Annotated in this window: 16 protein-coding genes and 1 pseudogene; 11 read left to right on the top strand and 6 right to left on the bottom strand. The window is 42.7% G+C overall.

The window, feature by feature from the left end:
* Window positions 1-24 precede the first annotated feature (24 nt).
* The 4 genes from cysK to A0128_RS07825 all read left to right on the top strand — a co-directional run bounded on the left by cysK (window position 25) and on the right by A0128_RS07825 (window position 5,062).
* Complete coding sequence (cysK, locus tag A0128_RS07810) at window positions 25-954, top strand: cysteine synthase A (protein WP_069606992.1); 930 nt, start codon at window positions 25-27, stop codon at window positions 952-954.
* Between the two features lie 304 nt (window positions 955-1,258).
* Window positions 1,259-2,107 carry an oxygenase MpaB family protein gene (locus A0128_RS07815; RefSeq protein ID WP_069606993.1) on the top strand — a complete coding sequence of 283 codons (849 nt, stop codon included), beginning with the start codon at window positions 1,259-1,261 and terminating at the stop codon, window positions 2,105-2,107.
* A 13-nt stretch (window positions 2,108-2,120) separates the two neighbouring features.
* Window positions 2,121-3,974: a type I DNA topoisomerase gene (gene topA, locus A0128_RS07820; protein ID WP_069606994.1), complete on the top strand. Its 1,854-nt coding sequence runs from the start codon at window positions 2,121-2,123 to the stop codon at window positions 3,972-3,974.
* A gap of 752 nt (window positions 3,975-4,726) precedes the next feature.
* A complete protein-coding gene (locus A0128_RS07825; protein WP_069606995.1) occupies window positions 4,727-5,062 on the top strand; it encodes an LIC10421/LIC12816 family protein in 336 nt (111 codons plus the stop codon).
* Window positions 5,063-5,180: 118 nt separating this feature from the next.
* Here the strand turns inward: A0128_RS07825 and A0128_RS07830 are convergent, their stop codons facing one another.
* From A0128_RS07830 to A0128_RS07840, 3 genes are all read right to left on the bottom strand, one after another.
* Complete coding sequence (locus A0128_RS07830; RefSeq protein ID WP_069606996.1) at window positions 5,181-5,594, bottom strand: SRPBCC family protein; 414 nt, start codon at window positions 5,592-5,594, stop codon at window positions 5,181-5,183.
* Window positions 5,595-5,690: 96 nt separating this feature from the next.
* Window positions 5,691-6,485, bottom strand: coding sequence for an ABC transporter ATP-binding protein (locus tag A0128_RS07835; protein WP_069606997.1), 795 nt, complete (start codon window positions 6,483-6,485; stop codon window positions 5,691-5,693).
* Between the two features lie 6 nt (window positions 6,486-6,491).
* Window positions 6,492-7,973: an HDOD domain-containing protein gene (locus A0128_RS07840; RefSeq protein WP_069609195.1), complete on the bottom strand. Its 1,482-nt coding sequence runs from the start codon at window positions 7,971-7,973 to the stop codon at window positions 6,492-6,494.
* 121 nt (window positions 7,974-8,094) lie between these two features.
* Here A0128_RS07840 and A0128_RS07845 point away from each other — a divergent pair.
* The 4 genes and pseudogenes from A0128_RS07845 (at window position 8,095) to A0128_RS07855 (ending at window position 10,672) form a co-directional block, all read left to right on the top strand.
* A pseudogene (locus A0128_RS07845) lies at window positions 8,095-8,371 on the top strand (LIC12077 family protein).
* Between the two features lie 4 nt (window positions 8,372-8,375).
* Complete coding sequence (locus tag A0128_RS07850) at window positions 8,376-8,630, top strand: hypothetical protein (RefSeq protein WP_069606998.1); 255 nt, start codon at window positions 8,376-8,378, stop codon at window positions 8,628-8,630.
* A gap of 601 nt (window positions 8,631-9,231) precedes the next feature.
* The gene (locus tag A0128_RS22530; RefSeq protein WP_156781793.1) at window positions 9,232-9,591 is read left to right on the top strand and encodes an SBBP repeat-containing protein; all 360 of its coding nucleotides are present in this window, start codon (window positions 9,232-9,234) and stop codon (window positions 9,589-9,591) included.
* The gene (locus A0128_RS07855) at window positions 9,575-10,672 is read left to right on the top strand and encodes an SBBP repeat-containing protein (RefSeq protein ID WP_156781794.1); all 1,098 of its coding nucleotides are present in this window, start codon (window positions 9,575-9,577) and stop codon (window positions 10,670-10,672) included. Before A0128_RS22530 ends, A0128_RS07855 begins: the two co-directional genes overlap by 17 nt.
* A 173-nt stretch (window positions 10,673-10,845) precedes the next feature.
* Here A0128_RS07855 and A0128_RS07860 read toward each other — a convergent pair whose 3' ends face one another.
* The 3 genes from A0128_RS07860 to A0128_RS07870 all read right to left on the bottom strand — a co-directional run bounded on the left by A0128_RS07860 (window position 10,846) and on the right by A0128_RS07870 (window position 12,680).
* Window positions 10,846-11,694, bottom strand: a complete 849-nt coding sequence (locus A0128_RS07860; RefSeq protein ID WP_069606999.1) for a hypothetical protein — start codon at window positions 11,692-11,694, stop codon at window positions 10,846-10,848.
* A gap of 88 nt (window positions 11,695-11,782) precedes the next feature.
* Complete coding sequence (gene panD, locus A0128_RS07865) at window positions 11,783-12,118, bottom strand: aspartate 1-decarboxylase (RefSeq protein WP_100784009.1); 336 nt, start codon at window positions 12,116-12,118, stop codon at window positions 11,783-11,785.
* A gap of 28 nt (window positions 12,119-12,146) precedes the next feature.
* Window positions 12,147-12,680: a type II toxin-antitoxin system antitoxin SocA domain-containing protein gene (locus A0128_RS07870; RefSeq protein WP_069607001.1), complete on the bottom strand. Its 534-nt coding sequence runs from the start codon at window positions 12,678-12,680 to the stop codon at window positions 12,147-12,149.
* Between the two features lie 18 nt (window positions 12,681-12,698).
* Here A0128_RS07870 and lipB point away from each other — a divergent pair, with 18 nt between their 5' ends.
* The 3 genes from lipB to A0128_RS07885 are packed head-to-tail and all read left to right on the top strand — an operon-like array spanning window position 12,699 to window position 15,417.
* Window positions 12,699-13,346 (top strand): lipoyl(octanoyl) transferase LipB, encoded by a 648-nt coding sequence (gene lipB / locus A0128_RS07875; RefSeq protein ID WP_069607002.1) that lies wholly within the window; start codon window positions 12,699-12,701, stop codon window positions 13,344-13,346.
* Window positions 13,347-13,397: 51 nt separating this feature from the next.
* A complete protein-coding gene (locus A0128_RS07880) occupies window positions 13,398-14,510 on the top strand; it encodes an LIC_12071 family protein (RefSeq protein WP_173662788.1) in 1,113 nt (370 codons plus the stop codon).
* A gap of 10 nt (window positions 14,511-14,520) precedes the next feature.
* Window positions 14,521-15,417 (top strand): STAS domain-containing protein, encoded by an 897-nt coding sequence (locus A0128_RS07885; protein ID WP_069607004.1) that lies wholly within the window; start codon window positions 14,521-14,523, stop codon window positions 15,415-15,417.
* Window position 15,418 lies beyond the last annotated feature (1 nt).

Below are 15,418 nucleotides of genomic sequence, written 5' to 3' on the forward strand. Positions count from 1 at the left end.
CTTGGAAGAGGCAGGAAAACAGAAATGAAAGCTAAGAGTATTTTAGAAACGATCGGAAACACTCCACACGTAAAAATCAACCGCTTGTTTAACACAAAGAGCGAAATCTATGTAAAATTAGAAAGATCAAACCCGGGCGGATCCATCAAAGATCGTATTGCACTTTCTATGATCGAAGACGCGGAGAAATCCGGAAAGCTCACGAAAGATAGTATCATCGTAGAACCTACATCCGGAAACACAGGGATTGGATTGGCTCTCGTTGCGGCCGTTAAGGGATACAAACTCCTTTTAGTAATGCCGGAATCTATGAGCATTGAAAGAAGAAGAATTATGGCGGCTTACGGAGCAGAGTTTGAACTCACTCCAAGAGAAAAAGGAATGCCGGGCGCGATCGAAAAGGCAAAACAAATCGTTGCCGAAAATCCAAAAGCTTGGATGCCACAGCAGTTTGAAAACGAAGCCAATATCAAAGTTCACGTCGAAACCACAGCACAAGAAATTTTAACGGACTTTCCGGACGGACTAGACTACGTAATCACAGGAGTTGGAACCGGAGGACATATCACCGGCGTCGCTCAAGTCTTAAAACAAAAGTTTCCAAAATTGAAAGTATTCGCGGTAGAACCGGAAGCTTCTCCGGTAATTTCCGGAGGAAAACCTGGACCACACCCGATTCAAGGGATTGGAGCTGGATTCATTCCAAAAAACCTTCACACTGATCTTTTGGACGGAGTGATTCAAGTAAGCAAAGACGAAGCATTCCAATACGCGCAAAGAGCTGCAAAAGAAGAAGGAATCTTTATCGGAGTTTCTTCAGGAGCTTCTTTTGCAGCTGTGGCAAAAAAACTTCCTGAAATTCCGGAAGGTTCTAAGGTTCTGACTTTCTCTTACGATACGGGAGAAAGATATCTTTCGATCGAAGGTTTGTTTCCAGTTCCAGCAAACGCATAAGAATTTTTTGATCTAAATTTTCTCCACTTACAAACCCCGGAGTCTCTAAGGCTTCGGGGTTTTTTTATAAAAAATTCCATTTTTAGAATATGATTTTTGAGTGAAGTTTTCTCCCTTGAGAGATGTTTTTGCTTCTTTCGATGCTCATAGATTCCTCTCACATTTCGGATTAAAAAGAAATTATTTAAATGGAAAATGAATTTGTCTATAAACAACCGTTCACCAATCTCTTCAAAGGTTTGATGACAAATGAATCAAGAAGAAAATTTCTTGCAACACAATCGGTATTCTGCAAATTGCGGGTATGTGGAACCGATATGCGATATACGATCAGATTCAAAAGTTAGATCCCGAGAAAGATTGTCATAGAATCTCCTTTCTCTCCGGGAGTTACGATTTCCCAAGGGATATAGAAATCTCTTTAGCATTAGCATTCTTTAAAACGTTTGCGATTCCTTCTATCGCAAAAATTTTAGACGGGACAAAACAATTCGAAAACTTCGGACAAAAAAGATACGATGACACTGCGATTCTCTTGGGAGAATTTTTAGAAAACGGAACCGAGTCCGAAAACGGAAGAGCCGCGATCCGAAGACTCAACCAGATACATAAAAAGTATTCGATTTCCAATCAGGATTTTCTTTATACCCTCAGCACATTTATCTACGAACCCGTTCGTTGGAATCTTCGTTTCGGCTGGAGAAAGGGATCTCAGAAAGAGAAACTCGCCAACTTCCATCTATGGAAGAACGTAGGAAAACTCATGAACATCCAAGACCTTCCCGAAGACTATGATGCTTTTGAAGTCTGGAATCGGAAGTTTGAAAAAGAGAATTTTAAACGGATTCCGGAAAGTGAACGCCTTGGCAAAGCGACGCTTCATATCCTCGCCGGAAGGATTCCAAAAATTCCGGGAATTCAGACGATTCTTTTTCACGGCCTTTTTAGCCTAATGGAACCTCCTCTTCGAGACGCGATGGGATTTCCAAAGCCGATTCGTTGGATCGAGCTTGTTACGATTGCCGTTTTTAAGATCCGAGCTTTTGTTTTGAGAACTCTTTGGACTCCTCGAAAAAAACCGTTCCTTGTGACGAAGCGTAAAAACCCGACATACAAAGACGGATATTTGATTGAAAACCTCGGGCCAAGTTAGAATCTAAAACTTCGTGTCCTTCCTCCTCATCGTCGAATCTCCATCCAAAGCAAAAACCATCTCCGGCTATTTGGGAAAAGAATATAAAATTCTCGCGACTCTCGGACACGTCGCGGATCTTCCTAAGACAACTCTCGGAGTCGATCTCAAAAATCGTTTCGAACCGGAATACTCGATTCTTCCGGGAAAGAAAAAAGTCGTTTCGGAGATCGTCAAAGCCGCTAAAGAATCGGATAAAATTTATTTAGCAACGGACCCCGATCGAGAAGGCGAGTTTATCAGCGCTTATATCCGGGATCGTCTTAAAAAAAAATCAAACGTCTATCGTATTCGATTTTCTGAAATTACAAAGAATTCCATTCTCTCGGCGATCGAACATCCGACTCAAGTTCAAGAATCTCTCGTAAACGCTCAAAAAACGAGAAGAATTGGAGATCGTTTGATCGGATATTTTATCAGTCCCGTTCTTTGGAAAGAAATCGGTCCCGGACTTTCCGCCGGGCGGGTTCAATCCGTCGCATTAAAATGGATCTGTGATCGGGAAGAGGAGATTCGCGGCTTTAAACCGGAAGTATATTATAATATTTTAATTTATTCTCAAGATAAAAAAGGACAAGAAGGGATCTTTCAAAGAGTAGGAGATAAAATTCTTTCCAAAGAAAAAGCGGAGTTAATTCTTTCTCGGATTCAAAAAGAAAAAAATCTGATCATCGCGGATAAAAAGGAATCGTACGGCAAAAACTTTCCTCCGCCTCCGTTTCAGACCGCGAGCTTACAACAGGAAGCTTTTCGTAGATTTCAATTTTCCTCTAAAAAGACGATGAGCATCGCTCAGAAATTATACGAGGGGATCGATCTCGGAAACGGTAAAAGGGAAGGGCTGATCACTTATATGAGAACGGATTCTACACGTCTGAGTCCGGACTTTGTCTCTCAAGCGCAGGATTGGATTCTTTCCAATTTAGGAAAGGACTTTCAGGAAACCGCGATCAAGGTAAGAAAATCGAGCCGCAAGATTCAGGATGCACACGAGGCGATTCGGATTACGAACGCTACTCTGACACCTCAAGATGCAAAGAGAATTCTAAGCAAGGAAGAATCTTCCCTTTACGAACTCATTTGGAAAAGGACCATCGGCTCCCTTCTTCCACCGGAAGACTTTATAAAAATTGAATATTCTATTCTTTCCTCGGGTGAAACCTTTCGATTGGAAACAAAAAAAACTCTTTTTCCAGGATTTAAGATTCTGAGTGAAACCGAAGATAAGCCGATTCCGGTTTGGGAAAAAGGAGAATCCGTTTCCGTTTTTAAGGTCGAGGCGGAAACAAAACAAACCGAGCCTCCGTCTCGTTATTCGGAAGGTTCTTTGGTTGCAAAACTCGAAAAGGAAGGAATCGGACGGCCTTCTACGTACGCAACGGTTGCGGAGACCTTGTTAAAACGAAAGTATATCGATCAGGACAAAAAATTCTTCTTTCCTCTTCCCTTGGGAGATAAGGTAAATTTTTTTCTTCAGTCGAGTTTTGGAGATCTTTTCCGGGAAAAATTTACCGCCGAACTCGAATCAGATCTGGATAAGATCGAACAAAACGAATCCGATTCCTTCGAAATATTAAACCGACTTTGGTCCACCCTTCAAACTCAGATTGAAAATAGTAAAAAGACTTCCGGGGCCGTTCGTAAAGGCTGGGTCGATATTCGAGAAAAGAAAAAGGAAACCGGCTGGGGAATCTGTCCTCTTTGTAAAGAAGGGATTCTTCAAAAAAAGAAAACTTCCAAGAAGAAGGAATTTTTTCAATGCAATCGGTTTCCCGACTGCGAATATGTAAGCTATGAACTTCCGGATCGCGCGGATCCTTCTCCCTGAACCTTTTGTTTTCAGAAAACCATTTCGTTTCACAAATCCCTTCTTTCCGTTAGGAGACTTAAAATCCTTTTGGAACCGGATACTTCTTTGAGATTTTAATACGAGGTTTTCCACAAATAATCCCAAGGGATTAGCGCTCTGTTAGAATTTTGCTCCTTTCTGAGAACGTTTTCGTAAAAGAAGAATGCAGTTCGACTCAAAGTAAGCATGTTATGTTCGACTTGTTTATTTTTTACGCGAAACTCCTTCTTTCAACCCGCGTCGTATTTCTACATAAGAGCTTACAGCTTTTCCATCTGCTGAAACAATCGGGTTTCCTACTTATAAAACGCACAGACTTTCTAACTCTTATGATTTTATTTGAGTTTTCTTCGATGAGATGTATAATGTTTATATAAGAAGTTTTATCGAATTCTACTTCTCGTTTATTTTTTAAGAGTTTAGCGCTCCTTCCTCTTTTGGATGTATGATATAACTTGAATATTGCTTGTATTTTGATGTTTTGGCTTTGTTTTGTTGAGTTTTGATTAGTTGCAAAAAATAGAATATTCTAAAAATAAAGAATTACATCGGAATTTTAAAATAAAAAATACAAGATTATAAAAAAATATTTATTTTTTTATAAGGATAAGTCGTAGTGGTAGTAGAGAAACAAAGACACTTTGGTTCTTGAGAGGCCATCCTAAAAACGATTCGATTTTTGAAGATGGACTCTAAAGCAAAAACAAATACAAAACTTGAGGTTTCAAATCATGAACACTAACAAATTAATTTCTGTAATGTCCCTTTTGGGTTTTCTGGCTGCAAGCTCCGTTTTCGCCGTATCGGAAGACGTGGAAGATCAGCTTTTGGAAAAGGCTATCGTAGAAAGCGCGGTGACTAAAGAACAAAAAACCGCAGTAGGGAATTATCTAAGAGCCGTCGCTCATCAAAAAACGCAGAGAGCCGAAGAGTTGAGAGAACTCGCCGGAAGATCCACAGGTGGTAAGTTTCTTGCGAGCAACGCTCAGTCTCAAAAATACATCAAACAAGCTCAGATGTTGGAAAGAGAAAATGCGAGATACCAAACTCTTCTTGGTAACTTCTAATCCGGAAAAAATTTGATCTTTGTGGTTTTTGAAAAGGCGCTGAGGCGCCTTTTTTGTTTTTAGAGGAATATTCCGTTTTTATAAAATTCTCCTGAAACGATGAGTCCGGTTGTTCTTATTAGCCGAATTTCTTTTCCATCAAATTTTTAAGTTCGTTCAAATCCTTTTTTACCCAGTTTGCGTCTTCCTCGAATTTTTCAGAACTCATCTCCGGCGTTTTGAAAAGAGAGAATACTACCTCGCTTCCTTCCGCGTTGGGGAGAATTCGCATCGGATTGTGGATCCGTTCTCCCGTTGGAAAGATCACGGTGTGATCGATGATTCCGAATTCATTCGGTGGCGTAAAGACCGCCTTGAGTGTGCCCTGCGGAGCTTCGATGATCCATTCTTCATCGTTTCCTTGTGTGATGGACTTGCAAAGTCCGGAGGCCCACTGCGGAAAGTTTTTTGGATCGGAAAGGTAAGCGTAGACGGTTTTCCAAGAGACTCTTATGGAAACCCCGATATGTTTTGTTTCTAAGATTGGAGACACGTTTGAGTTCCCTCCTTTGTTTTACGAAGAATTCCAAGTTTTGTGTTTGGAGCCGCGCGGTATATTCTAAAAATGGAATCTTCCATAGGAAAGCGCTTATTCGTTTCGTTTTGGGATGACGGACCAGGTCCCGTCGATCTTTTTTACCTGTAATGAAAGATCGTAGAGTTCTTGGAGATGAGACTCTCTGAAACAGTCTTCGATAGGACCGAAGGTCAAAACTTTTCCTTCCTTTAATAAAACGGCTTTGGAATAGAATTCCGGAATTTCTTCCGGTCGATGAGTGATATACAGGGAAGTGAATTTTCTCTGAGAATGATAACGTTTTAAAAATCCTAAAAAATCCTCTCTGGCGGTTAGATCCAAGGAAGAGCAGGGTTCGTCCAGAATCAAAAGATCCGGCTCGCTTACGAGACTTCTTAAAAATAAAATCTTTTTCTTTTCCCCCGATGAGAGCGTAACGTAGAATTGATCCTTCTTGGAGAGTAAGTCCGCGTATTCCAAAATTCCCAATGCTTTTTTCTCTTCTTCCGCGCTGGGATCTCTGTAGTATCCGATCGTATGAAAGAGTCCGGTTAAGACGACGTCCAGGACTGTGAGTTTTCTTTGAAGAGCGTTCTCTTGCTGAGAGGCGTCCAAGATTCCGATCCTCTTTCTCAATTCTTGAATAACGGTTTCTCCGTAGGTTTCTTGAAAGAGTCGAATGGTCCCGGAAGTTGCCCAGATCATTCCATAGATAAGATTGACAAGAGTGCTTTTGCCGGCTCCGTTTCTTCCCAGAAGCACGCAGTGTTCGTTTTCAAAAATCTGAAAACTTACATTTTCAAGAATCGTCTTTCCGGTGGGTTTATAACTGACTTCCTCGACGGAAAGTAAGGGATCCGATTTCAAACGTTTTTAATTCTCCATTCTCGCGATGTTGTAGAGCTTTCGGAGTTTTTCACAGGTTTCTTCAAAGATCTTTTTATCAGTAAGATCGTATTTTTGAAGTATGGTTTCGTCTATCGTGAAAAAAGACGCCTTCTTATCGATACAATCCACCATCATGTTTGCGAGATAGACGAGTTCGACTAAGTCGTGATATACGCTTCCTATTGCCATAAACGGTCTGTGATGAAATTCTATCATCTGAACGAGATCGGGAGGGAAGTCCCATTTTCTTGCGAGGAGTCCGCCAAGGGTCGGATGCGAAATTCCGATCGAGATCTCTTCTAAGATCGTAGAACTTCCGAAGTCCCTGTCTTTTTGATAATTGGATAATTTAATAAAAAGTTTTTGATCCAGGGAAAGAAGAATAAATTTTCCAAGATCGTGAAGGAGAGCTCCGGCGGCGGCGATATCGGCGACCCTTGTCATTCCACCTCTGCCTGCGATATGGCGTATAAAAAAACTGCACATATTGGAATGATTCCATACTTCTTGCAGTTTCGCATAACGTCCATCCATGATCTTTCGAACTCCGGAAACGTAGAGAAGGTTTCGAACGTTTTTGAGGCCTACCACTTTCACGGCTTGGACGATGGTGTTGACCTTGTTTCTACTCGCAAACCCGGCGGAGTTGGATAGTTTTAAAAGGTCCACGCTCAAAGCCGGATTTTTTTCGATCTCGTTTGCTATTATCGAAAGATCGGAATCCGGATTGTTACAAAGAGAGATGATTCTTGTGAGAGTATTCGGAAGAGGAGGAAGGCCTTCGATTTCGGCCAGGATTCTTTCTTTGAGTTTGGTCGTGATATCGATCGGGACGATCTGTTGCGGAACTACAAGAGTAGCTCTCGTAAGTTTTCCATCCGTATCCACTTTGAATTTATCGGAACCGATCCCTGAATTTTTTAAGAGCAGTTGGATCAGAACCAAACCGAGTCCAGCGCTTTCTTGAGAATCGGAGATGTCCATGAATGCGTCCGAGAGATCGTTGTATTTTCTCGCGGACTCGATTCTTTTTTTAATTCTTTCGGTTTCTTGCGGAAGAAGGGCGGCGTCGTTTTCTACGAGGATCGCAAGACTATTGTTGATCATCTTTGCTCGGAGATGAATCTCGAAATTACTGTTGACTAAACTTTCTCTTTGATCGTCCCAGTGATGAGTGATTTCCTGTTGGAAGGTTCTCATTCCTTTTGCGTATTGGTCCGCGTTGTGGATATCCAGATTCTTTTTGAGAAAGAAGATTCTTTTTGCGTTCGCCTTATTTGCGTTCATCAAAATTTCTTTTAGAATCGTAGAAATCACTTCCGTTAGAAAAAGCCGATCGATCTTTCCGAGAATATTAAGCAATAAATTATAGAGTTGTTGGTGGTCCTCTTCCGATACGAATTTGTATTCGATATCTATGTCTTTTCCGTTGAGAAGAGTGTCTGTAAGTTCCGTTATGTTGAGCATCGATAGGCCTTTCTCTTTGCAATTTTTTGACCAATCCGAAATAAATCCAGTCTTTCCGGAAAACATTGTCCGGGGTCGGATTTATTCTTTCCATTGTATCAGAGGAACGTTGGAGGATAGAATGGTGTTGATCCGCGAAACAGAAAACGAAATCGAGCAACAATTGCGTTATTTTTTAGAGGAGAAATTGGAAGGAATCCTAGAAGAAGCCAGAAAGGTGAAAAAACGGCGTCAGGAGGTCCTACACGGGAAGAAAACGGGGGAGTTGGTTCCTCAGGATATTCTCGTCCAGGAAAACCCTGAAGAGGGGCAATTGACGCTTTGGGACGAGGCTCCAGGGCAATCAATGCGAACATAATAAAAGAATGGACATTGAAAATGCCTGTTCTTACAATTGAACCAATGGACAATAGCTTCTTTTCAGAAAGCGAAAACGGCCAGGGTCTCCCTCTAAAAAGGGACATTCTCGACATCATGGACTCCTACCGGTACATGAACTCCTCCTACTTCTTTGATTTTTTATCCGACGGTCGCTGGGATCACGGCACGGGTTGGATTGAAAAGAATATGAGCGGGGCGGATTGGTCTACTCGGTATGTCCCAGAGAGCATCGAACGTTATAAGAAACAGACAAAACGTTCTAGAAAGTCTCTCTAAAACAATCCATTTCCGATCCAAGCGATTTCAAAGAGATTTGAGATCGATACTCCTTATTGTCTTTTTTAGAAAAGAAATAAAACTCTCAAGCGCAGGATTCAAATTTTTTTGAAAAGAATATAGAATCTAAGAATTTCTTTTCAACCTTTCTCACTGAAAACAAATACAAACCTCCGTTTCACCCTTTAACTTTCTAAGAAAAAACTTTTAGAAACGTAAAAGCGTTTTTTCGTCCGAGCCGACGGATTCACCAAATCTTTGTTAGCTGTTTTATTTTCACTTTTCGAAGTTTGTTTGCATTAGAGAGGGACGACTTTTTGTCAGCGACGCTTCCTGGAGTCGATGCGGTTCCTGCCGTTTTGTAGGAAGTTGATTCCCGCCGACTGTCTTTCAATCCATAGAAGTTGACTCTTATGATTCAGGCTGACTGTTTTAAAATACGGCAGTGATAAGAGAAGAAAGGTTTCGAAGAGAATACTTTTTGCTAAGGGAAGAATCGGACTCTCCTTTTGTCGCGGTAAACGCGAAAGAAGAATCCGCCGATTTTATTTTGTAAATCGATTGATCCTTCGATTTACAAATTTGTAAGAGAAGGTGAAGAATGGTAGTTTTTAGGATTGATACATTCGTTTTTCGGAATATTCTATTTTTATTTTTCTTTCTTGCGAACTGCGCCGTTCAATCCAGCAACTTATGCGATCCGAGCGGGAGTTTGTTTTTTAAGACGGCGGCCCTCAAAATTCTCGCCCAAGATTCCACTTCGTTTTGTGGAATGAGCCTTCCCGTTTCAAAAAATTCGGCAATCAATAACAGCGGGCTGAGACAATGGTCCACACTTCTGGGAGTGGCGGGAGCTACTACAAATTCGCTCGGTGTTTCTACGGACGATTCCGGGAACGTGTATCTTACTGGTTCTACGAATGGAAATTTAGACGGTCGATACTTTGATCGGACTCTTTGATATTTTTGTGGCGAGTTACGATAACACGGGCCGTAAACAATGGACAAGGACCTTGGGAGTTATCGGTTCCAACACAACGGCTTCGGGGATCGTTTCGGATTCTTTGGGAAACGTTTATTCTACCGGAAAAACAAACGGAAACTTGGACGGTCAGGTTCTTACTGGAATTCAAGATCTCTTTATCGTAAAGTATGACAACGCCGGGAACAAACAGTGGACTCGTCTTTTAGGCGCGCCCGGTACTACGGCCGCTTCGAATGGAATCACGATCGATAGACAAGGAAATGTTTTTGCAACGGGCCAGACGAACAACAACTTGGACGGTCAGGTTCTTACGGGCAATCAGGATCTCTTTATCGTAAAATTTGATAGCGCCGGGAACAAACAATGGACCAGACTCCTCGGAGCCGTTGGAGCCAATACGAGCGCCTTTGGAGTTACAACGGACGCATCCGGAAACGTTTATTCTACCGGTTCCACATTTGGCAATCTCGACGGCCAGACGTTGACGGGAACCCAGGATCTTTTTGTAGTAAAATACGATACAGCCGGGAACAAACAATGGACTAGGCTTTTGGGAAGTCTCAGCGGTTCCTCTTTGACGGCGGCTTTTGGGATCGCCACAGATCCAACCGGAAGCGGGGTTTACGCTACGGGAGGAACTGGCACAAATTTGGACGCTCAGACTCGAACAGGCAATCAAGATCTCTTTATCGTAAAGTATGATCTTTCCGGGAACAAACAATGGACCCGTCTTTTGGGAGCGCTTGGGGCGACTGAGACCGGCTTTGGGATCACTTCGGATTCTTTTGGAAACGTCTATACAACGGGAGCTTCGAGCGGCGGTCTAGATGGGAATCCTTCCATCGGAGCTCAGGATCTTTTTGTAGTGAAATACGACGGCTCCGGAAATAAGCAGTGGTCGAGGTTGGATGGAGCAGGCGGCGGTTCCAATACCAACGGTAACGGAATTGTTTCCGACGTCTTTGGGAATCTTTATGCGACGGGCTTTACCAACGGAAATTTAGACGGTCTTACTCCGACGGGAACCCAAGACTTCTTTCTCATCCAGTATAAATAGAGATCTTTTCTGTATTCTCTTTCAAACGGACTTGAAGTCCGTTTTCATTCTTCTTTTCTATTTTTGGTTAGGAGCTTAAAAGAAATCGAAGATGGAGATTCAATCCGATTGGAGAATGGAAGTCGGGTAAGCGAAGAGCGGGCGGAGACTTCCGCCCGGGGAAAAGAAAATTATTAGTTGAGGAGTTTGATTCCGCCTACATCCATAAATCTTCTGTAGACTAATTTGTTTTTCTCTTTCAAAGGATTGAAGATCAAAATCACAACCTTATTGTAAGTCACGTATCCAGGACGATACTCGGTGTAGTGATGAGACATCAAAGTCGCTTTGTATTTTGCGTTGTAGATCGTGTAAGTGTGTTTGTTTAGAGATTCGTGAGATTGTTTCTTTTTCTCATCTTCCGTCTGATCCACAAAATTGCTGAGCAAGACCTGGTCTTTTTTCGGACCTTGTTCTCCGAAGATGGTAAACTCTAAAGCATTCTCAGGATGATTGGTAAGATACGTAACAATTTCCGTTAAACCGGGAATTCCCATTTTCACGGATTCCCCTCTGGAAATCTTAGCGTCGTATTCCTTTTTTTCCTTGTTGAATCTTTCTTCTCCCCAAACCGCTTTCGGTTCGAGTTTCTGAGGCATTAGATTTTGGAAATTGATCACAAAGGTATTGTTTTCAGAATCGTAACCTCTCCATTTTGGAAAAGGAACGAGTTCTCTTTTTTCCGTACTCACGGAAGAACTTTCATTCACGGCTATGATATAAGCCGAAAACTTAGCGGGTTCAAAGTCGCGGTTCTCCAGTTCCACCATAACATCCAGAAATTCTCCCTTCCCGTTGTCGGAATGTCTGCGGAAGAAGGATATGTTCTTCACGGCGAGACGTTCGTCGTAGTAGGAGAGGGGATAATAGTCTGTTCCTCCGTCCTTTTTGTTCGGATCGGGTTTTTCTGCATTTTGGCTATAGGATGACTGACCGAGGAAAAGAAGTAGCAGGCAAACAGAGATTCTCAAAAAAGATTTCATAGTTATTCTGGTCCGATGGAATTCTTACTAATTTATATCGGTCTCTACGAGCCGGAAATTAGGTTAGGAAAGTTGTTTTTTGCAAAAATTACCGTTTCCGGTTATTTTCGTCAACGTGAACTACTTTTGGGGAGTAATTAGAGGGAAGTTCTTTCTCTTCCACTTGCGCGTAGGTGATAATGATGACCTTGTCACCCTTCATTCCGAGTCTGGCGGCCGCCCCGTTGAGGCAAATTTCCCCCGATCCGCGTTTTCCTTCGATGATATACGTCTCGAAACGGGCTCCGTTGTTTACGTTCACAACAGAAACCTTCTCATAGACCCGCATTCCCGCCGCGTCCACAAGATCCATATCTACGGTCAGACTGCCTTCATAGTTCAGGTCCGCGTCCGTTACCGTAGCCCGGTGGATTTTACCTTTCATTATGGTTATCTGCATCTTAGGGTTTCCGTTATTCACTAAATAGTACCTTAAAAATTTTACCGGAGATATTTAAAAGCGTTTTCCGCTTAAAAAAGTGAATTTTGGTATTCAAGGTATCCATGCTGAATGGAATTTCCGCAAAAAGTGGGGAAATAATGTAGTTTTCGTAGAGATTCGGATATACCCGATTCTCATCGTAGACCGCATTCTTAAAATTTTCCAAAATCTTGCGAATGATCCTTTTCTCCTGTCGATTGAGATCGACCGCTTCCTCTCCGGGTTCTCCCGTCCAAACGATTTGAAATCCTGAGATTCCTTTTTCCGTAAGTCTGGGCTTGATATCAATTAGACCGTTTTTTCTCAGATGAAGCAACGCCGATTGAAAATCCAAAGCGCAGGGAGAATCTTCCAGATGGATATAAGTCTGATTTGTGATCAGTTTTGCGTTTTTTTGAAAGTAAACCCCGTCCGCGTAGTAGATCAGCTTGGAAAGAGACAAACGATCCCTTCCATTTGGGGATTTTTGTAGGATAAAAGAGATGACTTCTAAAAGTTTTTCCATATAAAGAATCTTGTGAGAATGATCGAACTGAAAGGAGAATTTCCATACCTTCGTTATGTGGATTTGCAGGAAAAATTTCGCCGATTTCGGAAAGAATGCGTTCTGTATTTAGAACACGGTCCCACGATCACCGGCGGAATCAATTATAATCTTGAGAATCTCCTCTTAGGGAAAGATTTTCTGGAATCCCAAGGGATCGCGGTCCATTTTATTCAGAGGGGCGGGGATTTTACCGCTCACGAACCCGGCCAACTCGTGATCTATTCTCACGTGGATTTGAAAAAACGAAATCTTTCTATTCGCTCCTTTCTGGAGAATTTTTTGGGCGCTTTACAAGACGCGGCTCTGAAGACCTGGAACTTAAGCCTCGTCTCCGATCCGGATTCTCCAGGCCTTTATCTTCAATCCGATCCTACGAAGAAAATTTGTTCGATCGGCGTGAACTTTAAGTCCTTTTTTACGAGCTACGGAGTCGCTTTTAACTTGAGCAACGATTTTCGCGCCTTTCGTTGTATCCATCCCTGCGGTAGAAACTGGACGGACATGACGAGCATCGAAATGTTAGGCCTCGACGCGGGAACGACCAAACGAAACGAGTTTCTTTCCTTGGTTCGAAAAAATCTAAATTCTTTTCTTCTTTCTTCAGAAAACGCAGTTTCCCACTGAAAACCTCGCGTTCTCCCATTTTATCCTCAAGAGAAAGCCTCTTTTCTTCCGATTGATGAAAGAGAGGTCAGAAGAGTGAAGATTTTCAAAAGTATATTCTATTTTCTTTTATTGCTGATCGTCTGCGAAGCGGTCGCGCTCGGAGCCGTGGCCTGGTCGTTTTTAGAATCTTCCCTGGCTTCTTTCGAACTCTTAAAAATCGCCTCCGATAACAGAGCGAGAGACACGTTAGGCACTCTTGCAAAGGCCGCTGAAAATTCCGGCTTGGACCGTAACTACGACGATATGAACTTCGTTTTTAACAGGATGACGAAGTTGTCCGAAAAAGACACGGACGGTTATACGATCAAAGAAATCTTTTTAATGAACGACGCGGGAATCGTCCTCGCTCATTCCAATCCGGAATTTCTTCAGGAAGATTTGAAGAAGAGAAAACCGGTGACACTCTATCAAGACGCACTTTATACAAGGGCCTTTCGTCTTCGTAAATGGCAGATCGGTATTCCGGTTTTGATGGGTGAAAAAAAAGAAGTCGTGGCCAAGAGCGGTTTTTTTTCCAAACTCGCGGGTTACTTTCCTGAAATCAACGAACCCGAAATTCTTCTTTCCGCGGCCGTCTATCATCCGATCAAACTCGATCGTGTCGCTGCGATTCATATGACCTATGATCGCGGAAACTTCAGGACCTTTGTCGCCAAACAAACCGAACTTCTGGAGTGGTTGGTTCGTAATTATTCTCTCATCGCTTTGGGTGCTGCCTTATTTTTAGAATTTGTTTATCTCCTTTTGACCTTGGGCAATTCCACGAGACAATCGGTTCCTGATTTGAGCTCGAGACCTCTCGTGGAAAAGGTCTCTCATTCTTCCGAAATGAACGTTCCCGTTCTTGCGAGAAAATCGAGTCCTCTTGATTCTCTTCCGATTCCGGGAAGTCTTGGCAACGCCTCCGCCAAAGTGGAGGAGCCGATTTCAACCCCGGTTTCCGTCGCTCCCGTTTTAACCGCGTCTTCGATTTCAGTTCCGCAGGTCGCTTCCGTTGTCACACAACCGATCGAATCTTCTCCCGTTGCAGTCGCATCGGTTTCTCATTCGGAGCCGTCAACGGTAAGTCCGACGATCATCGCATCCAAAGAAGAAGTTTTGGACGCGATCTACTTAGGATAAAAAAAAGAACGTGGAAATCCGATCCAGACTTTCCGGGAATATTCTCAAACTCAAGTTGAAGGGGAGACTCGACGCTTCGAGCGCGGAGGATTTTTATTCTTATCTCAAAACAAAATGGGAAGAAGGAATCCGGAAATTTTTATTTTCCTGCGAAGAACTCGAATACGTAGAAGCGGAAGGAATCAGCGTACTCGCTCGTTTTGAAAACTTTCTAAAAAACAGAGGGGCTTCCTCCGCCTATTGCGCGTTCAACGAAGAGTGTAAGACGTTACTCAGCTTTCTCGGGTTTGGAAAAACCATCGCCTTTTTTGAGGATCCTTCCCGCGCGGAAGAATATCTTTCTCTTATCAAAATTCAGGATCAGAGAAGTTCTAAAAAAGAATCGTTTCCGATTTCCCAGATCAAAAGAAACGAAGCCATTCAGTTTTATTCTTCGGGAACGGGAACTCCTCGTACCAGTTCCGGCGGTTCTCACTCCGTTTATATTCCCGAAATCCAGACCGTTCCTGAATTTGATGTCGCTTCTTCGGAATCTCCCGATGTAGTTTCGAATCCGGTTTCAAATCTAGAAACCGGTTCTTCAGAGCACGGTCTTTCGAGTCAGTCTCAGAGACTCGAAGCCTTCTTACAAGAAGAGGGAACCCATTCGTCTTCTTCTCCTATCCCTTCTAAGAAACAAGAATCCGTATCTTCTTCCGAATCCTTGTCTTACTCCGCGAAGGCGGCTCTGGAAAAAGCGATTCAGACCGAGAAGAGTTTTCCAAAACGAATCATCTACTGCGGCGCTTGTAGCAGTAGAATTCGAGTTTCCAAGCCGGGAAGATACCAATGTCCGGCGTGCCAGATTCAGTTTGACCTAAATGCCATGGGCGGAGTTCGATACCTAGAAAAACTTCTAGGAACATAAG

Origin of the sequence: Leptospira tipperaryensis (assembly GCF_001729245.1) — a bacterium.
Lineage (GTDB): Bacteria > Spirochaetota > Leptospiria > Leptospirales > Leptospiraceae > Leptospira > Leptospira tipperaryensis.